The organism is Sphingobium soli, from assembly GCF_020782245.1.
GTDB lineage: Bacteria > Pseudomonadota > Alphaproteobacteria > Sphingomonadales > Sphingomonadaceae > Sphingobium > Sphingobium soli.
In genome coordinates this window covers 453,693-472,797 of sequence record NZ_JAJGNP010000001.1, presented here as the reverse complement: position 1 = coordinate 472,797, position 19,105 = coordinate 453,693, and the positions used below count along the sequence as shown (strand labels likewise).

Annotated in this window: 18 protein-coding genes; 10 read left to right on the top strand and 8 right to left on the bottom strand. The window is 63.6% G+C overall.

From position 1 onward, the window contains the following. Window positions 1–21 precede the first annotated feature (21 nt). On the bottom strand, window positions 22–624 hold the full coding sequence (locus LL253_RS02255) for a hypothetical protein (protein ID WP_009822630.1): 603 nt from the start codon (window positions 622–624) through the stop codon (window positions 22–24). Between the two features lie 132 nt (window positions 625–756). Here LL253_RS02255 and LL253_RS02250 point away from each other — a divergent pair, with 132 nt between their 5' ends. Next, the gene (locus LL253_RS02250; protein WP_228226023.1) at window positions 757–969 is read left to right on the top strand and encodes a hypothetical protein; all 213 of its coding nucleotides are present in this window, start codon (window positions 757–759) and stop codon (window positions 967–969) included. A gap of 205 nt (window positions 970–1,174) precedes the next feature. Further along, entirely contained in the window at window positions 1,175–1,531 is a 357-nt protein-coding gene (locus LL253_RS02245) for a glycine zipper 2TM domain-containing protein (protein ID WP_037543048.1), read from the top strand. Window positions 1,532–1,608: 77 nt separating this feature from the next. Here the strand turns inward: LL253_RS02245 and LL253_RS02240 are convergent, their stop codons facing one another. From LL253_RS02240 to LL253_RS02225, 4 genes are all read right to left on the bottom strand, one after another. Continuing rightward, on the bottom strand, window positions 1,609–2,538 hold the full coding sequence (locus LL253_RS02240) for an electron transfer flavoprotein subunit alpha/FixB family protein (protein WP_228220596.1): 930 nt from the start codon (window positions 2,536–2,538) through the stop codon (window positions 1,609–1,611). Continuing rightward, a complete protein-coding gene (locus tag LL253_RS02235) occupies window positions 2,535–3,284 on the bottom strand; it encodes an electron transfer flavoprotein subunit beta/FixA family protein (RefSeq protein WP_228226022.1) in 750 nt (249 codons plus the stop codon). The genes LL253_RS02240 and LL253_RS02235 overlap by 4 nt, the downstream gene beginning before the upstream one ends. A 101-nt stretch (window positions 3,285–3,385) precedes the next feature. After that, window positions 3,386–4,585, bottom strand: a complete 1,200-nt coding sequence (gene sucC, locus LL253_RS02230) for an ADP-forming succinate--CoA ligase subunit beta (protein ID WP_228226021.1) — start codon at window positions 4,583–4,585, stop codon at window positions 3,386–3,388. 145 nt (window positions 4,586–4,730) lie between these two features. Next, a complete protein-coding gene (locus tag LL253_RS02225) occupies window positions 4,731–5,057 on the bottom strand; it encodes a hypothetical protein (protein WP_228226020.1) in 327 nt (108 codons plus the stop codon). Between the two features lie 65 nt (window positions 5,058–5,122). Between LL253_RS02225 and LL253_RS02220 the strand changes: the two genes are divergently transcribed. Continuing rightward, complete coding sequence (locus LL253_RS02220; RefSeq protein ID WP_009822623.1) at window positions 5,123–5,521, top strand: low affinity iron permease family protein; 399 nt, start codon at window positions 5,123–5,125, stop codon at window positions 5,519–5,521. A 21-nt stretch (window positions 5,522–5,542) separates the two neighbouring features. On the opposite strand, the gene LL253_RS02215 is transcribed toward LL253_RS02220, so the two are convergent. Together LL253_RS02215 and nhaA are read right to left on the bottom strand one after the other, a co-directional pair. Then, complete coding sequence (locus LL253_RS02215) at window positions 5,543–5,722, bottom strand: hypothetical protein (protein ID WP_228226019.1); 180 nt, start codon at window positions 5,720–5,722, stop codon at window positions 5,543–5,545. A gap of 101 nt (window positions 5,723–5,823) precedes the next feature. Continuing rightward, window positions 5,824–7,038, bottom strand: a complete 1,215-nt coding sequence (nhaA, locus tag LL253_RS02210) for a Na+/H+ antiporter NhaA (RefSeq protein WP_228226018.1) — start codon at window positions 7,036–7,038, stop codon at window positions 5,824–5,826. Between the two features lie 78 nt (window positions 7,039–7,116). On the opposite strand from nhaA, the gene LL253_RS02205 reads away from it, so the two are divergent. From LL253_RS02205 to LL253_RS02185, 5 genes are read left to right on the top strand one after another with little or no spacing between them, the layout of a single operon-like run. After that, on the top strand, window positions 7,117–8,529 hold the full coding sequence (locus LL253_RS02205) for a glycosyl transferase family protein (protein WP_228226017.1): 1,413 nt from the start codon (window positions 7,117–7,119) through the stop codon (window positions 8,527–8,529). After that, a complete protein-coding gene (locus LL253_RS02200; protein ID WP_009822619.1) occupies window positions 8,526–9,596 on the top strand; it encodes a flagellar biosynthesis protein FlhF in 1,071 nt (356 codons plus the stop codon). The genes LL253_RS02205 and LL253_RS02200 overlap by 4 nt, the downstream gene beginning before the upstream one ends. 59 nt (window positions 9,597–9,655) lie before the next feature. After that, window positions 9,656–10,570, top strand: a complete 915-nt coding sequence (locus LL253_RS02195) for a sulfite exporter TauE/SafE family protein (protein WP_009822618.1) — start codon at window positions 9,656–9,658, stop codon at window positions 10,568–10,570. After that, window positions 10,570–11,328: a TIGR02186 family protein gene (locus LL253_RS02190; RefSeq protein WP_228220602.1), complete on the top strand. Its 759-nt coding sequence runs from the start codon at window positions 10,570–10,572 to the stop codon at window positions 11,326–11,328. The genes LL253_RS02195 and LL253_RS02190 overlap by 1 nt, the downstream gene beginning before the upstream one ends. Before the next feature lie 9 nt (window positions 11,329–11,337). Beyond that, complete coding sequence (locus LL253_RS02185; protein WP_228226016.1) at window positions 11,338–12,651, top strand: MFS transporter; 1,314 nt, start codon at window positions 11,338–11,340, stop codon at window positions 12,649–12,651. Here the strand turns inward: LL253_RS02185 and bglX are convergent. Beyond that, complete coding sequence (gene bglX / locus LL253_RS02180; RefSeq protein WP_228226015.1) at window positions 12,612–14,909, bottom strand: beta-glucosidase BglX; 2,298 nt, start codon at window positions 14,907–14,909, stop codon at window positions 12,612–12,614. The two genes, LL253_RS02185 and bglX, sit on opposite strands and share 40 nt — an antisense overlap. 149 nt (window positions 14,910–15,058) lie before the next feature. On the opposite strand from bglX, the gene LL253_RS02175 reads away from it, so the two are divergent. Together LL253_RS02175 and LL253_RS02170 are read left to right on the top strand one after the other, a co-directional pair. Beyond that, window positions 15,059–16,069: a LacI family DNA-binding transcriptional regulator gene (locus LL253_RS02175; RefSeq protein ID WP_228226014.1), complete on the top strand. Its 1,011-nt coding sequence runs from the start codon at window positions 15,059–15,061 to the stop codon at window positions 16,067–16,069. A gap of 48 nt (window positions 16,070–16,117) precedes the next feature. Then, window positions 16,118–19,093 (top strand): TonB-dependent receptor, encoded by a 2,976-nt coding sequence (locus tag LL253_RS02170; RefSeq protein ID WP_228226013.1) that lies wholly within the window; start codon window positions 16,118–16,120, stop codon window positions 19,091–19,093. The last annotated feature ends 12 nt before the right edge of the window (window positions 19,094–19,105 follow it).

The window sequence follows — 19,105 nt, the reverse complement described above, 5'->3', positions numbered from 1 at the left end:
CCTAGACCTGGTCGGCCTCTATCAGATGAAATCCTCCAATATGCTCGTCCCCAGCAAGATGAGGTTCAGCGCCGCCAGCATCGCGACATTCGATGGACGGTTCCTGACAAAAAACAGTGCGATCAGCAGCATGAAAAGCGCCATCGCGCCCAGGCCATAGATCAGAAAGCCGACCTCGCCCGCCGGCCCCGGCGGCGCTTGGGGCACCGGCCGCAATGCGTCCAGAATACTTGTGGCGATCATCGTGACGATATTGATGCTGAGCAGGCCGCCGATCACCATGTGCTTCTGGCGTTCGTACCACAGGTCGAAGTCCGGCCAGTCTTCCGGGTCGTCGGGAAAGATCAGCGACGCCACCAGATAATAGCCGCCGGTGATCGCCAGCACGATGGCGAGCGTCAGATAGCTCGCGTCCATCTGGTCGCGCGCCATGAAGGCCAGGCCCCAGAAGCTGGTGAGGTCCAGCATGACGAACAGGCCCAGCAGCGGCGTGAGCCAGCCGATCCGCGCTGGCCGCGCGCCCCGCTTCAACTTCAGAACACGCGCAAATCCCGCCAGCACCTCGCACAGGGCCAGACCCAGCAAGAGTCCGAATACCGCGAATACCAGATCGAAAGCCGACATCTGCTCCTTGCCCCTCCGTCCGTCGCACGTCCGCCAAGGACCGTCGTTTCTGCACATCGGATTGGAACCGGGCTGCGGTCAACAGGTTATTGGGTCAAACGCCTCTCGAACGGCGTTGCGAAGGAGAACATCATGATCCGTACCCTGATTTTCGGCGCCATTGCCGGCTATGTTGGCAAGAAGCTCTACGACGAAGGCAAGCTGACCGAGTTCAAGAACGACCTCAGCACCCGCTTTAGCGAAGCCAAGGTGAAGCTGGACGAACAGCGCGCGCAAAATGGCGCTGTCACGGACACTGCTCCCATGGTCAGCCCCACCAGCGCTGCGCGGCCGCTGCCTAACTAAGCGCCGCGTCATTTCCTTTCAAAGTTTCGTCTGCGTCCCTGCCCCCGAGGACGCAGACGGTCGCCGCCCGTCCGCTGCCGCACTCCCCCTCTCACGGCAGTGACGGGCGGCTTATTTTTTATTCAAATCCAGCCTAGTAGCGTCAAGCAACCATATCGTTTCTGCGGGGTTGGTCCGCCATAGGTTTAGGTAGAAGGAGACCAATATGCGCAAACCCATTCTTGCTATGGCGATGTTCGCCATGCTGCCGCTCGGTGCATGCGCCTCGGACAATTACGGTCGCGGCTACGGCTATGATCGACCCGGCAATTATAATGGCGGGCCGCGCCATCACCGCCGTCGTCTGGGTAACAATGACCAGATTTATCGCGATCGCGACGGTCGTTACTACTGCAAGCGGGATGACGGCACCACCGGCACCATCGTTGGCGCGCTCGCCGGCGGCGTGCTGGGTAATGTCATCGCTCCGGGCGGATCGAAGACATTGGGCACGATCCTGGGTGCTGGCGGGGGCGCACTGGCGGGCCGCGCCATCGACAAGAACGACATCAACTGCGAATAATTAGATTATTCGCAAATGACGTGAAAAAGGGGCGCGGAGATCACTCTCCGCGCCCCTTTTCTTGCCCATCGATCCGGTCAGAGTTTTTCGGTCAGCTCCGGCACGACCTTGAACAGATCGCCGACAAGTCCGATGTCCGCCACCTGAAAAATCGGCGCGTCCTCGTCCTTGTTGATGGCGATGATGGTCTTGCTGTCCTTCATGCCGGCCAAGTGCTGGATCGCCCCGGAAATGCCCACGGCGATATAGACTTCCGGCGCGACGATCTTGCCGGTCTGCCCGACCTGATAGTCGTTGGGAACATAGCCCGCGTCGACGGCGGCGCGGCTCGCGCCGACAGCCGCGCCCAGCTTGTCGGCCAGCGGGAAGATCAGCTGCTCGAACGTTTCCCCGTCCTTCAGCGCACGGCCGCCCGATACGATCACCTTGGCGCTGGTCAGCTCCGGCCGCTCCAGCTTGGCGATCTCGGCGCCGACGAAGGACGACAGGCCCGCGTCCCCGGTAGAGGCGACCGATTCAACCGTACCCGAACCGCCTTCCGACGCAGCCTTTTCAAAGGCCGTGCCGCGGACGGTGATGACCTTCTTGACGTCCTTGGACTTGACCGTGGCGATCGCGTTGCCGGCGTAGATCGGACGCGTGAACGTGTCTTCGCCCTCAACCGACAATATGTCGCTGATCTGCATGACGTCCAGCAAGGCCGCGACGCGGGGCGCGATATTCTTGCCGTTGCTGGTCGCTGGCACAACGAAGGCATCATGATCGGCCATCAGCTGCACCACCAACGGTGCGACATTTTCCGCCAGCGCATGGCCGAGCGCCGCGTCATCGGCGACATGGACCTTGCCCACGCCTGCGATCTTTGCGGCGGCCTCAGCCACGCCGGCGACGCTTTCGCCGGCGACCAGCAGATGCACTTCGCCCAGCTTGGCGGCGGCGGTTACAGCGGACAAGGTGGCGTCCTTGACCGCACCGCCTTCATGTTCAACCCATACCAGCGTCTTCATGCGGCTACTCCCATGGACTTGAGCTTGGCGACCAGTTCATCGACATCGGCCACCTTGACGCCGGCCGAGCGCTTGGCCGGTTCCGCGACCGACACCGTTTCCAGGCGCGGGCTGATATCGACGCCATAGTCCGCAGGCGTCTTGTTCGCGAGCGGCTTGGACTTGGCCTTCATGATATTGGGCAGCGACGCATAGCGCGGCTCGTTCAGGCGCAGGTCGGTGGTGATGATGGCCGGGGTGGTCAGCTTCACCGTCTCCAGCCCGCCATCGACTTCGCGCGTGACGCTGACCGCATCGCCTTCCACTTCGACCTTGCTGGCGAAGGTGCCCTGCGGCCGACCAAGCAGCGCGGCGAGCATCTGGCCGGTCTGGTTGCTGTCATCGTCGATCGCCTGCTTGCCCAGGATGATGAGGCCGGCACCTTCTTCCTCCTGCACCTTGGCGAGCAGCTTGGCGACGCCCAGCGGCTCGACTTCATCGTCGGTCTGGATGAGGATCGCGCGGTCAGCGCCCATGGCGAGGGCCGTGCGCAGCGTTTCCTGCGCCTTGGCGACGCCGATCGACACCACCACCACTTCGCTCGCCGCGCCCTTCTCCTTCAGGCGAATGGCTTCTTCGACCGCGATTTCGTCGAACGGGTTCATGCTCATCTTGACGTTGGCCAGGTCGATGCCCGTGCCATCCGCCTTGACCCGCGGCTTCACATTATAGTCGATGACCCGTTTCACGGGCACAAGGATCTTCATTTCAACATCCTCCTTATGAAAAATGCCAACGCGGGCGCGGGCAGTCCGTTTCCGGACCACCCGCACCCTGTTGGGTATCTGGGGCTAGGCGGGGAGAGCGATCAGGCCGCCTTCCTCACTTCCGCCACGATCTTCTTTGCCGCGTCGCCCAGATCATCCGCCGGGACGATCGGCAGACCCGAATTGGCCAATATGTCCTTGCCTTCCTGAACATTGGTGCCTTCCAGGCGAACGACCAGCGGAACCGACAGGTTCACTTCCTTGGCGGCGGCGACAATGCCATTGGCAATGATGTCGCACTTCATGATGCCGCCGAAGATGTTGACCAGGATGCCCTTGACCGCCGGGTCCTTCAGGATGATCTTGAAGGCTGCCGTCACCTTCTCCGTGGTGGCGCCGCCGCCCACGTCCAGGAAGTTGGCGGGGAATTCGCCGTTCAGCTTGATGATGTCCATCGTCGCCATGGCAAGGCCCGCGCCGTTCACCATGCAGCCGATATTGCCATCCAGCTTGATGTAGGCGAGGTCATATTTCGACGCTTCGACTTCAGCCGCGTCTTCTTCGGTCAGGTCGCGCAGTTCGGCGATGTCCTTGTGACGGAACATGGCGTTGCCGTCGAAGCCGACCTTGGCATCAAGCACCAGCAGGTTGCCCTGTTCGGTCAGCGCCAGCGGGTTGACCTCGATCTGCTCGGCATCGGTGTCGAGGAACGCGGCATAGAGCGAAGAGGCGACCTTGGCGGCCTGCTTCGCCTGATCGCCGGTAAGGCCCAGCGCGGCGGCGACGGCGCGGCCATGGTGCGGCTGGAAGCCCGAGGCGGGATCGACCGAGAAGCTGTGGATTTTTTCAGGGGTCGAATGGGCGACCTCTTCAATGTCCATGCCGCCTTCGGTCGACACGACGAAGGCGATGCGGCTGGTGGCGCGATCGACCAGCAGCGCAAGGTAGAATTCCTTGGCGATGTCGGCGCCATCGGTGATGTAGAGGCGGTTGACCTGCTTGCCCGCTTCGCCGGTCTGGATCGTGACCAGCGTATTGCCCAGCATGTCGGTCGCGTGGGCCTTGACCTCGTCCAGGTTGAAGGCGAGGCGGACGCCGCCCTTCGCTTCGGCGGCCAGTTCCTTGAACTTGCCCTTGCCGCGGCCACCAGCGTGGATTTGCGACTTCACGACATAAAGCGGCCCGGGCAGCTTCTTGGCGGCCTCGACGGCTTCCTCGACGGAGAAGGCGGGATAGCCGGCGGCGATCGGTGCGCCATATTTCGCCAGCAATTCCTTGGCCTGATATTCGTGAATATTCATGGGCTCGCCCGTCCTTTTGCGTTTCAAGCTGTTGGGTCGGGAGTAAGCACAGCCGCTAGCCAGCGGCCAGAAGATTTTGCAAAATCACTTTGCAAAATTGCAAAACGAAAATGGCTCGATTGACTCCGACGGTGCGAAACGCGCGCTAGAATGAGCAGGAAAAGGTCGCTTTTGCCGATATGGCCACGATCTGCGGATCGCCCATGGCGCGCAGTTTGTGCACCAATTCCTCGATCGTGAGCGGTTCGCTTGGCGACTTGCGGAGCGTGCCAAGCGACTGGAGCTTTTGCAATTGAGCGATGGTCAACTTGGACGCCATCCTTTTGGCCATGCACCGGGCCATATCCTTCGGCAGGCCTGCGTCCTCCAGCCCGGCCGCCAAACGCGATTCGGGCGACAGGCTTGTGCAGGCGGCAAGCAGAGGGAGCAGGAGAAGGGCGGCGCGCATGGTGCGAAAGGCTGTGGCGGTCATCGCCCGGTCATGGCAACGCCTGGTTGAACGGAGCCTAAACGGTGCTCCCAAAAGGACATGAGGTCATGGACAGGATTTTCGCCGCGCTTTCCCACCGCATCGCCAGCTGGGCGGGCCAGCCGGCCGCCTTCATCCTGGCGACGCTGACCGTCCTTGTCTGGCTCGTGACCGGTCCGGTTTTCGCTTATTCGGACACTTGGCAGCTGGTGATCAACACCGGCACCACCATCGTCACCTTCCTGATGGTGTTCCTGATCCAAAATGCCCAGAACCGCGATGGCGCCGCCATTCAGGCAAAGTTGGATGAACTGATTCGCGCAATCGACAGCGCCCGCAACGACTTCATTGGAATCGAACATCTGACCGAGGCGCAACTGGAACGCATCCGGCAGGTGCTGGAGCGCGAATGCGGGGACGATGTCACGCATAAGCTGGCGATCGAACGCCTGATAGAGCGGCGCTGAGGCGCGCCGCCGGCCTTGGCGTCAGTGAGCGCGCTCGACCATCTCGACATTGGTGCGGCGATAGGCGTCGATCTGATCGCTATAGCCGCGCGCAAGCCCTTCATAGGCCGCGCGCCCTTGTCTCGACGGGCTGGATTGCGCCCGCGCCATCGACATCTGCTGACGCAGCAGCAGATAATTGACATCTGTTTCCCTGCTCATGATCGCCTTCCTCCGATTGCGTGAGTCTGGTCGAAAAAGGCTGTCGATGCAAAAGCGACAGCCCGGGGATCATAGCATGATCCCAGGGTTACGCGAACCGATTATCCGGCTGCGATTTCAGCCCGTCGCTCGCCCGGCGCGGCCCAGCGCAGGACCGCAAAACCGACCAGCGCCGACAGCAGTGATCCCATCAATATGCCGCCCTTGGCTTCTTCCACCAAAATGGCCTGCCCTGGGAAGGCGAGGCCCCCGATGAACAGGCTCATGGTAAAGCCGATACCGCAAAGCAGAGACATACCATAGATTTGCGCCCAATTGGCCCCGGACGGGCAATCGGCGATGTTGAACCGCACTGCGGCCCAGATCGCGCCAAAAATGCCAAGCTGCTTGCCGATGAACAAGCCCAGCGCGACGCCCAGCGGAAGCGGCTCCAGCAGCAGCGCGAACATTTGCGCATTGAGCGCCAGCCCGGCGTTCACGAACCCGAACAGGGGGATGATGAGATAGGCGCTCCAGGGGTGGACCGCATGTTCCAGCCGGTGCAGCGGACTGTCGATCGCATCGGGTGCGCCCGGCGTGCAGCGGATCGGAATGGTGAGCGCCGCCAGCACGCCGGCGACGGTCGCGTGCACGCCCGACAACAGGGTGAAATACCACAGCAGCGCGAACCCGATCATATAGGGCGTCAGCGCCTTCACCCCGGCCCGGTTCATGCCATACAGCACCGCCAGCACCGCCGCGGCCCCCGCCAATGCGGTCATGTCCAGCCCCTGGGTATAAACCAGTGCGATGATCGCGACGGCACCCATGTCATCGACAATAGCGACCGCCGTCAGGAACAGCTTGAGCGATGCGGGCGCCCGGTCGCCCAGCAGCGCGAGCACGCCAATGGCAAAGGCGATGTCGGTCGCGGCCGGAATCGCCCATCCATTGGTCAGCCCCGGCTCGCCGCCGGTGACGACCAGATAGACGATGGCGGGAAACACCATGCCGGCAACCGCTGCGAGCACGGGCAAGCGCCGCCGTTCCCAGGTGGAAAGTCCGCCGTCCAGAAACTCGCGCTTGATTTCCAACCCGACGACCAAAAAGAAAATCGCCATCAGCCCATCGTTGATCCACAGATGGACCGTCATCGGCCCAAGCTTGGGCGTCAGCGTGGGGCCGACCTGCGCATGGACCAGATCATGATAGAAATGCCCCGCGGCGGGCAGGTTCGCGAGCAGCATGGCCAGCGCCGCAGCCAGGATGAGCAGGACCGCGCCGCCGGCTTCTCCGGTCAGAAAGTTCCTCAGGGCCGATGATGGGCGTTGGATCATGCGCGAATAATTCCTCTGTTTGCCATGCAGGGGGTTGGATAGCGGGAAGGCTGATGGCATCCTCTCCCCTGATTGGGCATGGGGGTCAAGCCTTTGGGGGCAGGGACGGCCGCGCTTCTTGTCGCGGTGCATCATGAAATCCTGCTCTTTGCGGCAGTCGGGCTCGCGATCGGGGGCCTGAACGATCTGTTGATCGACATCTTCTATTTCGGGCGCAAGGCCTGGCGTGACATCGTCATTTACGCTCGACACCAACGCATGACGGGCCCGGAGCTTCCGCATTCGCGACGACCCGGGAAAATCGCGGTCTTCGTGCCCGCATGGCAGGAATCGAACGTCATCGCCGCGATGCTGAATCACGCCCGCGACAGCTGGGGCGAAGCGCGCTATCGCATTTTTGTAGGCGTCTACCCCAATGATGATGCGACCATCGATGCAGTGGCAAACGTGGCGTGCGATGCCACCTGGTTGACGCTGTGCATCAATGATCGCGCGGGTCCGACCACGAAGGCCGATTGCCTGAACCTGCTCTGGCGCGCGATGCGGGCTGAGGAGGAACAGGGCGACTTTCGCTACAAGGCGATCATATTGCACGATGCGGAGGACGTCGTGCACGCCGACGAGATTCGCCTGTTCGACTTCATGATCGACCGGTTTGATCTGGTCCAGTTGCCGGTGTTGCCACTGCGGGGCCGGGGCGGCTGGTGGCGGCGCGCGATTGCCGACCATTATGGCGACGAATTTGCCGAGAGCCATGGGAAATTGCTCAGCGTGCGCGAAGCGTTGGGGGCATCGGTGCCATCGGCGGGGGTCGCCTGCGCTTTCGAGCGGGACATGCTGGCGGCGCTTGCATCCGACGAAGCCACCGGGCCGTTCGATCCCGGTTTGCTGACGGAAGATTATGAGGCCGGGCTTCGCATTCGCGACATGGGCGGCCGCAGCGCCTTCGTGCGGATGCGTGACGCCTATGGCAATATCATCGCGACGCGGGAATTTTTCCCCGACAGCATCGACGCGGCGGTGCGGCAAAAGGCGCGCTGGACGATCGGCATCGCACTGGCCGGGTGGGACAGGCTGGGCTGGCGCGGCGGACCGGCTGAATTCTGGATGCGCCTGCGCGATCGGCGCGCGGTTCTGGCAGCGCTGGTGCTGTTTGCCGCCTATCTGACGCTGGTGCTCTGGGCGACCCTGGCGTTGCTGGCGCTCGTCATTCCATTTCCTGCCCGGCCTTTGTCCCCGGCGCTGACGGGGCTGCTCTGGTTCAACCTGTTCCTGATGCTCTGGCGCATGGCGATGCGCTTCCTGTTCGTCGCCCGCGCCTATGGCCTGCGCGCGGGACTGGGCGCGGTGCCGCGCACGCTGATCGCCAATTATATCGGTATCCTCGCCGCGCGCCGCGCCATATTCCTGTATCTGAGGTCGCTCGCCGGGCAGCCGCTACGCTGGGACAAGACCCAGCATCGCTTTCCCGACCTCAAGACCGACCCATGATCCGCGCCCGTTCAGGCCGCCCGCTTCGCTTCCTCGCGGTCCTGATGCTGGGCTGGATTGGGCTACGCGTGATGGCCCAGATGGACTTTGCCGTGGAACCGACCGCGCTTGCTGTCGCGACGTCGCAACATGCGCCACACCGCATCGTCGCCGTCGCGCCGGTGCCATTGCGCATGGATCGTCCGCCGGTCCAAATCTTATGGCCCGTCGCTCGATCAGTCGGCGGCTCGAATGTCATGGTGCAGCCCGTCACCGTCGCGACGAAGCCGTCGGGAAATTTCGGCGCGCCAACCGACATGCTGGACTTCATCCGGCAAATGGTCGCCTTTTCCAATCGGCACTATGCCAGCCAGGATATGGGCGCGCGCCCATCGCCCATTCCCTTCGCAACGCCGCCGCCTGTTTCGAAACAAGTCCCATCCGCGCCTGATCGCTGGCAGGCGAGCGGCTGGCTGCTGGTGCGGCCGGGCAAGGCGTCCGCGGTTCAGACCGCGCCAGTGGGGCGCCTCGGCGGATCACAGGCCGGACTGCGCATCGACTATGCCCTTGCGTCATCCTCGCCCCATCGACCCGCGCTCTACGCCAGGGCTACGGCCGCGCTGCAAGACCCTGCCGCACCCGAAGCCGCAATCGGCCTTGCCGTCCGCCCGCTGCCCGACCTGCCGGTCAGCATCGGCATCGAACGGCGCGTGGCGCTTGGTTCGGGCGGCCGCAACGCCATGGCGATCGTGGGTGCTGGCGGCTTTGGGCCGGTGGACATCGCGCCGGGACTTTACGCCGAAGGCTATGGGCAGGCGGGCGTCGTCGGCTTCCGCAGGGGTGACCGGTTCGTCGATGGGCGCATTGCGCTGCTGGCGCCAGTGAAGGCGGGGGCGCTGCGGATCGGGGGCGCGATATCGGGCGGCGCGCAGCCGGGCGTCAGCCGGCTCGACATCGGCCCGGAAGTGCAACTGCGCCTGCCGCTGCCCCGCGCCAACGCGCGCCTGTCGATCGAATGGCGTGAACGCATTGCCGGCGATGCCGCACCGCCCTCGGGCCTTGCCATCACGCTGGCCACGGATTTTTGATCGGGGCGGCGCAACTCTCCTTTCTATCGAACGGCTTTGCGATTAGGCCCTGAACCGCCATGGATCTTTACCTGCCCATTGCCAATCTATCCGTGAACGCGCTGGTCATTATCGGCCTTGGCGGGCTGGTTGGGCTGTTGTCCGGCATGTTCGGCGTGGGTGGCGGGTTTTTGACCACGCCTCTCCTGATTTTCTACGGCATCCCGCCAACGGTCGCGGCGGCGTCGGCGGCTTCGCAGGTCACGGGCGCCAGCGTGTCGGGCGTCGTCACCCATATGTCGCGCGGCACGGTCGATTTCCGCATGGGCGGGGTGCTGATCGCAGGCGGCATCGTCGGCGCGGGGATGGGCGTGTTCATCTTTCGCCTGCTGCAAAGCCTGGGCCAGATCGATACCGTCATCGGCATTCTCTATGTGCTGATGCTGGGCGGAATCGGCGGCCTGATGGCCAAGGAATCGATTCAGGCGCTGATCGCGCTCAAGACCGGCCGCAAGCCGCAGGCGAGCAAGCGGCGGCACCATCCGCTCGTCGCGGCCCTGCCCATGCGCTGGCGCTTCTATCGCTCGGGCCTCTATATCTCGCCGCTCGCACCCTTTCTGCTGGGCATGGCGACGGGCATCCTGACGATGTTGCTGGGGGTGGGCGGCGGCTTCATCCTGGTGCCCGCGATGCTGTATCTGCTGGGCATGACGACGCAATCGGTCGTCGGCACGTCCCTCTTCCAGATCCTGTTCGTCACCATGGCGACCACGATGATGCACGCCATGACGACCAAGGCGGTGGACCTGGTGCTGGCCATGCTGCTGCTGATCGGCAGCGTCACGGGCGCGCAGATCGGCACCCGCCTGTCGATGAAGCTGCGGCCCGAATATCTGCGCGTCCTGCTGGCTGCCATCGTGCTGCTGGTGGCCGCGCGCATGGCGCTGGGCCTGGGCTGGCGGCCCGACGAAATCTTCACGATCGAGGTGCGGTGATGCTGCGTCGCGCCAGCGCCCTGATCGCGGCCCTGCTCTTGTTGACCGGTGCGGACGAACCGCAACTGGTGCCCGACGTGTCGCAGCGTGAAGTGCAGATCCTCTACAGCTTCACCGGCGCTGACCTGCTGCTGTTTGGCGCGATCGTCTATCCCGGCGGCGTGCGCCCGGACAAGCCGGCCGACATCGTCGTGGTTCTAAAAGGCCCCGAACAGTCGATCCAGATGCGCGAAAAGCAGAAGGTGGCGGGCATATGGGTCAATGCCGACAGCGCCCGGTTCGAATCCGCGCCCAGCTTCTATGCCATGGCCTCCTCACGCCCGATCAGCCAGATCGTCGATGAACGCACCGCCGCCATTTACGAACTGGGCGTGGACAAGCTGCAATTGTCGCCGTCCTCGCTTAACGACAGCGCGGAGCTGAACCGTTTTCAGGCTGGCCTCGTCGATCTGCGAGACCGGGCGGGGCTGTTTGTCGAGCGGCAGGGCACGGTGGAGATCACGGACGGCGTTCTCTACCGCGCGCGCCTGCCGCTGTCTGCCCGCGTCATCGTCGGCGACTATACGGCCGAAACATTTCTGGTGCAGGATGGCCGCGTCGTCGCCGCCGCCGTGCGCGACATCACTGTGCGCAAATCGGGCTTCGAACAGTTCATGGCGGTCGCCGCTGAAGACTGGCCGTTCCTCTATGGTCTGACCGCGATCGCTATTGCCGTGGCGATGGGCTGGGCGGCCGGTGCTATCGCCCGGCGCATCTGATTCCTTGGGATGAGTGACTCCTCCGGCCCGCATCCAGCGCGCGCCATCGGCTTTGGCGCGGGCGACTATGCCTTCAATCTCTTCTGGCAGACGGTCACTCTTTATCTGCTGTTCTTCTACACAGATGCCCTGGGCCTGACACCCGAAGCGGCGGGGCTGGTGATGATGGTCGGCGCCATTGCCGACGGACTGGCGGATCTTGCCATCGGCATTGCTGCGGATCGTTGGCGTCTGCGATATCGCCGTATCATCGCCTGGTGGGCCGTGCCGCTCGCAACGTCCTTCGTCCTGTTGTTCCAGCGGCCGGCGGGTGGCGCGGAATGGCTGTTACCGGTGGTGATGGCGACCCATGTCGCCTTCCGCATCCTCTATGCGCTGGTAAACCTGCCCTATGCGGCCTGGTCGACCCGTGTCAGCCCGCACGCCCGCGACCGCACCTTGATGTCGGGATCGCGCATGACCTTCGGCGCGCTGGGCGCGGTCACGGTCGCCTGGGTTATGCCCGCCGGTGGGGATCATTATGCCGGCGTGGCGATGCTGCTGGCTGGCGTCGCAGCCCTGGTGCTGTGGATCGTGGTGTGGCGCGTCCCCGAAGCCATCGCGCCGGTGCCCCCCAGGCCGGCCCGTCACGCCCTCGCGCAGGACCTGGCTGCGATTGCGCGCAACCGTGCCTTCCTGATGCTATGCGCCGCGACATTCTGCGCCACGGTTGCGGGCGCGATCATCGGTCATTCGGTTCTCTATTACTTCGCCCATGTGCTGCTTGACGCAGGGGCGGGCAAACGGGCGCTGGCGGTGATGGGCGTGATCGGCGCGGTCGCCGTGCCGCTCTGGACGCTGGTCGCCTTGCGCTGGAGCGCCCAGCCCAGCTGGCTTGCTGCGGCCTGCCTCGCACTGCTGGCACTGGCGGTGCTGCCGCTCTGGCCCGGTGCGCCCGATATTGGCATTTCCATCGCCATGCTGGCGGTGATCCAGGTCGCGCTCAGCGGTTTTCATCTTGCCGCCTGGGCACTTCTGCCACTGAGCGTCGATCAAGGCGAGGTGCGAACCGGCGTGCGTGTGGAGGCAACCGCCTTCAGCCTGTTCATGCTGGTGCAGAAAATCGGTCTGGGCCTTGCCGCGCTGTTTCTGGGTCTGGCCTATGCGATGGGCGGCTACGCCGGCGGCGTGCCCGATGCGGCGGGCAGGGATGTCATCGCCTGGGTGATGATCGCGGGACCGGCGATCATGATCGCGGCGGGGGGCGCGATCATGATGCTGGCGCCGCTGCGCGGCCGGGTCGATCAGGCGAGCGTGAATATGTCGGACACGCCCTCTGCCTGAGCGGACGGCGCGATCCAAAGGCGGAACTTGCCCGGCTCCACTGTCGGCTGCATGTCCTGCCCCAAAAACAGCAGCTCTTCACGCCTGATAGTGAAGCGCACCTCCCGCGATTCGCCGGGCTTGATCGTCACGCGCTGGAACGCCTTTAGCTCACGTACCGGCCGGGTGATGCTGGCGGTGATGTCCTGCACATAGAGCTGCGCCACCTCCGTCGCTTCATGGCGTCCGCTGTTGCGCAGCGTTGCGGTGACAGTCAGTTCGCCGTCCGCGCTCAGCCGGCCCGTTCCCATGTCGATCGCGCTGTAGACGATCTCGCCATAGGTCAGGCCATGACCGAAGGGATAGAGGGCGGCATTGGGCGCGTCGCGATAATGGGCCTTATAGGCGACACGCGGGCCGGGCGGATTGGGGCGGCCGGTATTCTTGTGCGCATAATAAAGCGGCTCCTGCCCGCTTTCATAGGGAAAGCTGCATGGCAGGCGCGCCGAAGGGCTGGCGAGGCCGAACAATATGTCGGCGGTCGCCATGCCCGACATCGACCCCAAGAACCAGGTCGCAAGGATCGCTTGCGCATCCTTGACCGCGCCGTGCAACGCCAGCGCGCGGCCATGACGCAGCAGCACGACCATCGGCTTGCCAGTGGCTGCGACGGCCTCCGCCAGGGCCATTTGCGGCGCGGGAATGACGATGTCGGTGCGCGACTGCGCCTCGCCCGACATGGTCTGGCTTTCGCCCACGGCCAGCACGACGATATCGGCGGCTTGCGCAGCCGCAACCGCCGCCTCGATGCCGCCCCTGATCGGCTTGTCCACGCCCGATCCGTCGACCGCGACGATGGCATCCGGGTCGGCGGCGACCGCGCGCATGCCCGTCAGCAGGTCGATCGCGTCCGCGTCGGTGCCATAGACATTCCACGGTCCGACCAGATCGCGCTGCCCCTGCGCGAACGGGCCGATCAGCGCGATTGTCTTGCCCTGACGGGGCAGGGGCAGCAGATCATCCTCATTTTTGAGCAGCACGATCGACCGGCGCGCCGCGTCGCGCGCAACCTCCAGATGCGCAGGCGTGCGCACCAGCGTCTTTTCCCGGCTGGGGTCGATCCGCCGGAACGGATCGTCGAACAGGCCCAGCTTCGCCTTGAGCGCCAGCACGCGCCGCACTGCCTGATCCAGCCGCGCCATCGGCACTTCGCCCGATTTCACCAGGTCAGGCAGATGCTCCATGTAGAAGCCCGACTGCATCGACATATCGACACCGGCCAGGAACGCCAGCTTGGTCGCTTCGCGCGCATCGGCGGCAAAGCCATGGGCGATGAGTTCCATGTCGCCGGTATAATCCGACACGACCAGCCCGTCGAAATGCCATTCGTCGCGCAGCACGTCGCTCAGCAGCCAATGATTGGCGGTGGCGGGAACCCCCGACAATTCATTGAACGACGCCATGATCGTCGCCGCCTGCGCATCCAGCGCCGCCTGGAAGGGCGGGAAATAGACCTCGCGCAGCGTCCGTTCCGACACGTCGACGCTGTTATAGTCGAGCCCTCCCTCGGCTGCGCCATAGGCGGCGAAATGCTTGGCGCATGCGGCCATGGCGTCGGGCGCGGCCAGGCCAGCGCGTCCCTGGAACCCGCGCACGCGCGCGTCGGCCATGATGCGGCTCAGCAGCACATCCTCGCCCGCGCCCTCGATCCCGCGACCCCAGCGCTGGTCGCGGGCAATGTCGACCATCGGCGCGAAGTTCCAGTCGATGCCCGCCGCCGTGGCCTCGATGGCCGCGATCCGCGCTGTGCGTTCGGCAAGTTCGGGATCGAAGCTGCCCGCTTCTGCGAGCGGCATGGGAAACACGGTGCGAAAACCATGAATCACGTCGGCAGCAAAGATCAGCGGGATTTTGAGGCGGCTCTTTTCCACCGCCATCGTTTGCATCTGTCGCGCCATCTCCGCGCCATTGCCATTGAACACGCCGCCGACATGCCCGCGCCGCACATCGTCCATCTGCTGGCGAAAGCTGGCGCGCGACGGCGATGTGGGATTGAGCGCATTGGCCGCGCCGCCAGCCCAGGCCGCAGCCATCAGCGTGACCTGACCGGCCTTTTCCTCCACCGTCATCCGCGCGATCAGCGCGTTCAGATCGGTCGATGCCGCCGCGCTTCCGTCCATCTGCGCCATCAGCGCGCGTGCGGGCGAGGATGCCCATGCCACCACAGCGCCGGCACCCATCAGCCATGCGCGCCGGGATATAGAAGAGGGTGGTCGCATGTCATTCTCCTAAAGATCGGGCGCGTGTCCGATGTCCTTATTGCACCGTTTGCACGCCCACTTGCAGTGGCCAGAGGATTCTTGTAACCGGTTACAAGCTGGCCCGGCAAGTCATGGGGCCGATAAATATTTTACCGGACGGATTGAGGATGACGGGAAAGGACATAGGGCAGGCGACCATTCGCGACGTCGCGCGCGAAGCCGACGTGTCGGTCGCATCCGTGTCGCGCGTGTTCAACCGGCTGCCCAACGTGCGTCCCGAACTCAAGGAGCGGGTGGAGCAGGCCGCGCGTAAGCTCCACTATGTCCCCCATGCCGGTGCCCGCAATCTCAGCATGGCGCGCACCGGCTCGATCGGCATCGTCCTGCCCGACCTGCACGGTGAATATTTCTCCGAAATGCTGCGTGGCATGGAGCGGGAAGCCGCCTTGCACCAACGCCATCTGCTCCTGTCCAACATGCATCTGGATATCGGCCACGGAATCGAAGCGCTGCGCAACATGCGCGGGCGGGTCGATGGCTTGATCGTCATGGCCCCGCATCTGAACCTGGATGATCTGTTCGCGCAGTTGCCCCCCGGCATCCCCGCCGTCCTGCTCAATTGCCGGGCCAATGGTCTTGGGATGCCGGAATTGCGGGTCGACAATGTGGCGGGCGCGGCCACCATGGTGCGGCACCTGATCGATTGCGGTCATCGCGCCATCGTCCATGTCGAAGGGCCGGAGGGCAATGTCGAAGCGGCCGACCGCGCGCGGGGCTATGCTCAGGCGATGGAAGCGGCGGGCCTCAAACCCGTCATCCTCCCCGGAAATTTCGACGAGGAGTCAGGCCGCCGCGCCGTCGAGCGCCTTCAGGCCGAGCAAGTCGATGTCGACGCCATCTTTGCCGCCAACGACATGACGGCGATCGGCGTCATGGTCGCGCTGCGTGATTTGGGCGTCGATGTGCCCACGCAGGTGGCGGTCGCGGGCTTCGACAATATACCGCTCGCCCGGCTCATCAGTCCGGGCCTTACCACCATGGCGGTCGATATCGCCGACATGGGCGCGCGCGGCATCAACCGCCTCGTCGCGCTAATCGACGGCGAAGCCGTTCCGCAGATGGAACTAAGGCAACCCGGCCTCATTATCCGCACCAGTAGCCAGCTTTCAGCTGCGTAACAAAAGTCCCGTCCAGGGAAACAGGGTTAGAACAAGGGGAAGATGCATATGAGCAAGATGTCCGCAATCCGCCTGCTGCTTGTCGGCGCTACGTCGCTCAGCAGCCTGGCGGTCGCCATTCCGGCCGTGGCGCAGACCACGGTCGCTTCGATCCGTGGCCGCGTGACCGACAGCGCAGGCGCGCCTGTCGCGGGCGCGACGGTCACGCTGACGAGCGCCGGCACCAGCCGCGCCCAGACGACCACCACCAATGCCGGCGGTTCCTATATTCTGAACGGCGTGCGTGCGGGCACATACCGGATTTCCGTGTCCGACCCGGCGAAGGGATCGTTTCAGCGCGATATCGCCGTGGGCGTCGGCACCGCCGCGACGGTGGACGCGCAATTGTCCAGCGCGACTGACACGGAGGGCGGCTCCACGGCCTCGGCCGATGGCAACGGCGCGCAGATCGTCGTCACCGGAAGCCGCTTGCGCGAAACCCGCACCAGCGAAATCGCGACCAACATCAGCCAGGAACAGCTGCGCGTCCTGCCGCAGACGGATCGCAATTTCCTGAGCTTCGCCGCGCTCGCGCCGGGCGTGCGCTACAACGACTCCGAAACCGACAAGAGCTTCTCGTCGGGCGCCTCGCCCGCCAGCCAGGTCAATGTGTTCATCGACGGCGTCAGCCTGAAGAACAAGCTGCGCGAAGGCGGCGTGGCGGGCCAGCAGAACAGCCGCGGCAACCCCTTTGGCCAGCTCGCCGTCCAGGAATTCCGCGTCATCACGCAGAATTACAAGGCGGAATATGAGCAGGCGGGCGCCGCCGTCATTACCGCCGTCACCAAATCGGGCACCAATGATTTTCATGGCGAAATTTTCGGTCAATATACCGACAAGTCGCTGACCGAAAAAAGCTTTATCGACAAGCGCGACGGCAATCCCAAGCCCGCTTTCGAGCGCAAGCAATATGGCGCGTCGCTCGGCGGTCCGATCATCAAGGACAAGCTGTTCTTCTTCGCTGCCTATGAAGGCAATGACCAGGATCGCGCCTTCAACGTGCGCTCCACCGGCGCGGCTGATGCGATCGCGGAATTTGAACGCTTTTCCGGCCGCGATATCACGGATTTCGAAGGCTCCTTCGTCAGCCCGTTCCGCAGCGATTTTTATTTCGGCAAGCTGACGCTGACCCCCGACGATTATCAGACGTTCGACGTGTCGTTCAGCCGGCGTGAGGAAAGTGACATTCAGGGCTTTGGCGGCAACACCGCTTATTCCTATGCCGAAAACAAGATCAACGTCGTCGATACATACCAGTTCAAATGGACCTATGACGACGACACGATCCTCAACGAATTCAACGCCAGTTACCTGAACTATACGTTCAATCCGACGGCGCTCAATCCCGATCTGCCCGCCTATGACTATCAGGGTGTGATCCTGTTCGGCGGCAAGGATTCGACGCGGCGCGAAGTGCAGCAAAGCTATAATTTCCGCAACGACATCACCTATACCGGCTTGACCGGTCACGCGATCAAGTTCGGCGCGCGCATCGAATTCACCGATATCAGCTTCGATAATCAGGCCTTCATCCAGCCGCGCTATTATTTCCGCCGCGAACCCAATAATAACCTCAACTTCGCCTTCCCGGCCGAAGCGCGCCTGGGCCTTGGTTCGGGCCTGATCCAGTCGTCCAATACGCAGCTTGGCCTCTATATTCAGGACGATTGGGACATCACCGACCGGTTGCAGCTCAACCTTGGCCTGCGCTGGGATTATGAAAGCAACGGTTTCAACAATCGCTACACCACGCCGGCCGCCGCCGCGACGGCGCTGCGCGCGCTGCCGACGACCTCCTATTTCAATCCCGAAGACTATATCACCGACGGCAATGACCGCAGCCCGTTCAAGGGCGCCTTCGCGCCGCGCTTCGGCTTTTCCTGGGATGTGAAGGGCGACCGCAGCACCGTCATCTTCGGCGGCGCGGGCCGTTATTATGACCGCAACAATTTCAACAACACGGTCGATGAACTCTCGCGCACCATCAACCCCATCGGCCTGTTCCGCTTCTCCGCCGACGGCCTGCCGCGCGATGGCCAGCCGACGGTCGCCTGGGACCCGTCCTACCTGACCCGCGACGGACTGCTGGCGCTGATCAACAGCAACCCCGAAGTCGGCCTGCCCGAACTCTTCGCGGTCAAGAATAATGCCAAGCCGCCGGTCAATGACCAGTTTTCGCTGGGCGTGCGGCAGAAGGTCGGCATTTTCGAAGCCTCGCTGACCGCCTCCTACCAGCGGGGCAAGAATGGCTACACCAATCTGTTTGCGACCCGCAACGATGGCGGCTTTGGCACCTGCTGCGACGGCGATCTGCTCGCCGCGGTGCGCCAAGCGGGCTATTCCAACGTCATCATCGGCTATGACGGGCTGGATACCCGCTACAAGGCACTCTATTTCACGCTCGACAAAAATTACACCAAGGCGTCGGGCTGGGGCGTCAACATCGCCTATACGCTGGGCAAAGCGGAAAAGAATGGCGGCGATCTCTTCAGCCTCGATGCGCCCACGCCCGACGCCTATGGCTGGCGCAATTCGCCGGGCGACGAACGCCATCGCGTCGTCTTTTCCGGCATTGTCGACCTGCCGCTGGGTTTCCAGCTGTCGACGCTGACCACGCTGGGGTCGGGCCAGGCCTATCAGGTAACGGACGGCACCAACGGTGCATCGTCGGGCTTCAACGACTTTACCGCGCGCTATCCGGAAAAGAACTGCATCAAGGGGCTGTTCGCCTTCTGCGAAGTCAATGTGACGCTGGCCAAAAATTTCCCGCTGTTCGGTCGGGACGATCAGGTCAGCTTCGCGGTCGATGTCCTCAACCTCTTCAACAACAAGAATTTCCGCGACTTTGACGGCTTCTTCAACAACACGATTAACCCTGAAACCGGCGAAGTGACGGATCCGCTGCTGCCCGCCAACGGCGCGAACGCGGCGAACCTGCTCACATTGCCCCGGCGCATCCAGTTCCGGGTGGGTTATCGCTTCTGACGATGCCCATCA

What these genes read in the sequence shown, in the direction of transcription:
- LL253_RS02255 (WP_009822630.1), bottom strand. Translation starts at nt 624, where the DNA reads ATGTCGGCTTTCGATCTGGTATTCGCGGTATTCGGACTCTTGCTGGGT.
- LL253_RS02250 (WP_228226023.1), top strand. Translation starts at nt 757, where the DNA reads ATGATCCGTACCCTGATTTTCGGCGCCATTGCCGGCTATGTTGGCAAG.
- LL253_RS02245 (WP_037543048.1), top strand. Translation starts at nt 1,175, where the DNA reads ATGCGCAAACCCATTCTTGCTATGGCGATGTTCGCCATGCTGCCGCTC.
- LL253_RS02240 (WP_228220596.1), bottom strand. Translation starts at nt 2,538, where the DNA reads ATGAAGACGCTGGTATGGGTTGAACATGAAGGCGGTGCGGTCAAGGAC.
- LL253_RS02235 (WP_228226022.1), bottom strand. Translation starts at nt 3,284, where the DNA reads ATGAAGATCCTTGTGCCCGTGAAACGGGTCATCGACTATAATGTGAAG.
- sucC (WP_228226021.1), bottom strand. Translation starts at nt 4,585, where the DNA reads ATGAATATTCACGAATATCAGGCCAAGGAATTGCTGGCGAAATATGGC.
- LL253_RS02225 (WP_228226020.1), bottom strand. Translation starts at nt 5,057, where the DNA reads ATGACCGCCACAGCCTTTCGCACCATGCGCGCCGCCCTTCTCCTGCTC.
- LL253_RS02220 (WP_009822623.1), top strand. Translation starts at nt 5,123, where the DNA reads ATGGACAGGATTTTCGCCGCGCTTTCCCACCGCATCGCCAGCTGGGCG.
- LL253_RS02215 (WP_228226019.1), bottom strand. Translation starts at nt 5,722, where the DNA reads ATGAGCAGGGAAACAGATGTCAATTATCTGCTGCTGCGTCAGCAGATG.
- nhaA (WP_228226018.1), bottom strand. Translation starts at nt 7,038, where the DNA reads ATGATCCAACGCCCATCATCGGCCCTGAGGAACTTTCTGACCGGAGAA.
- LL253_RS02205 (WP_228226017.1), top strand. Translation starts at nt 7,117, where the DNA reads ATGGGGGTCAAGCCTTTGGGGGCAGGGACGGCCGCGCTTCTTGTCGCG.
- LL253_RS02200 (WP_009822619.1), top strand. Translation starts at nt 8,526, where the DNA reads ATGATCCGCGCCCGTTCAGGCCGCCCGCTTCGCTTCCTCGCGGTCCTG.
- LL253_RS02195 (WP_009822618.1), top strand. Translation starts at nt 9,656, where the DNA reads ATGGATCTTTACCTGCCCATTGCCAATCTATCCGTGAACGCGCTGGTC.
- LL253_RS02190 (WP_228220602.1), top strand. Translation starts at nt 10,570, where the DNA reads ATGCTGCGTCGCGCCAGCGCCCTGATCGCGGCCCTGCTCTTGTTGACC.
- LL253_RS02185 (WP_228226016.1), top strand. Translation starts at nt 11,338, where the DNA reads ATGAGTGACTCCTCCGGCCCGCATCCAGCGCGCGCCATCGGCTTTGGC.
- bglX (WP_228226015.1), bottom strand. Translation starts at nt 14,909, where the DNA reads ATGCGACCACCCTCTTCTATATCCCGGCGCGCATGGCTGATGGGTGCC.
- LL253_RS02175 (WP_228226014.1), top strand. Translation starts at nt 15,059, where the DNA reads ATGACGGGAAAGGACATAGGGCAGGCGACCATTCGCGACGTCGCGCGC.
- LL253_RS02170 (WP_228226013.1), top strand. Translation starts at nt 16,118, where the DNA reads ATGAGCAAGATGTCCGCAATCCGCCTGCTGCTTGTCGGCGCTACGTCG.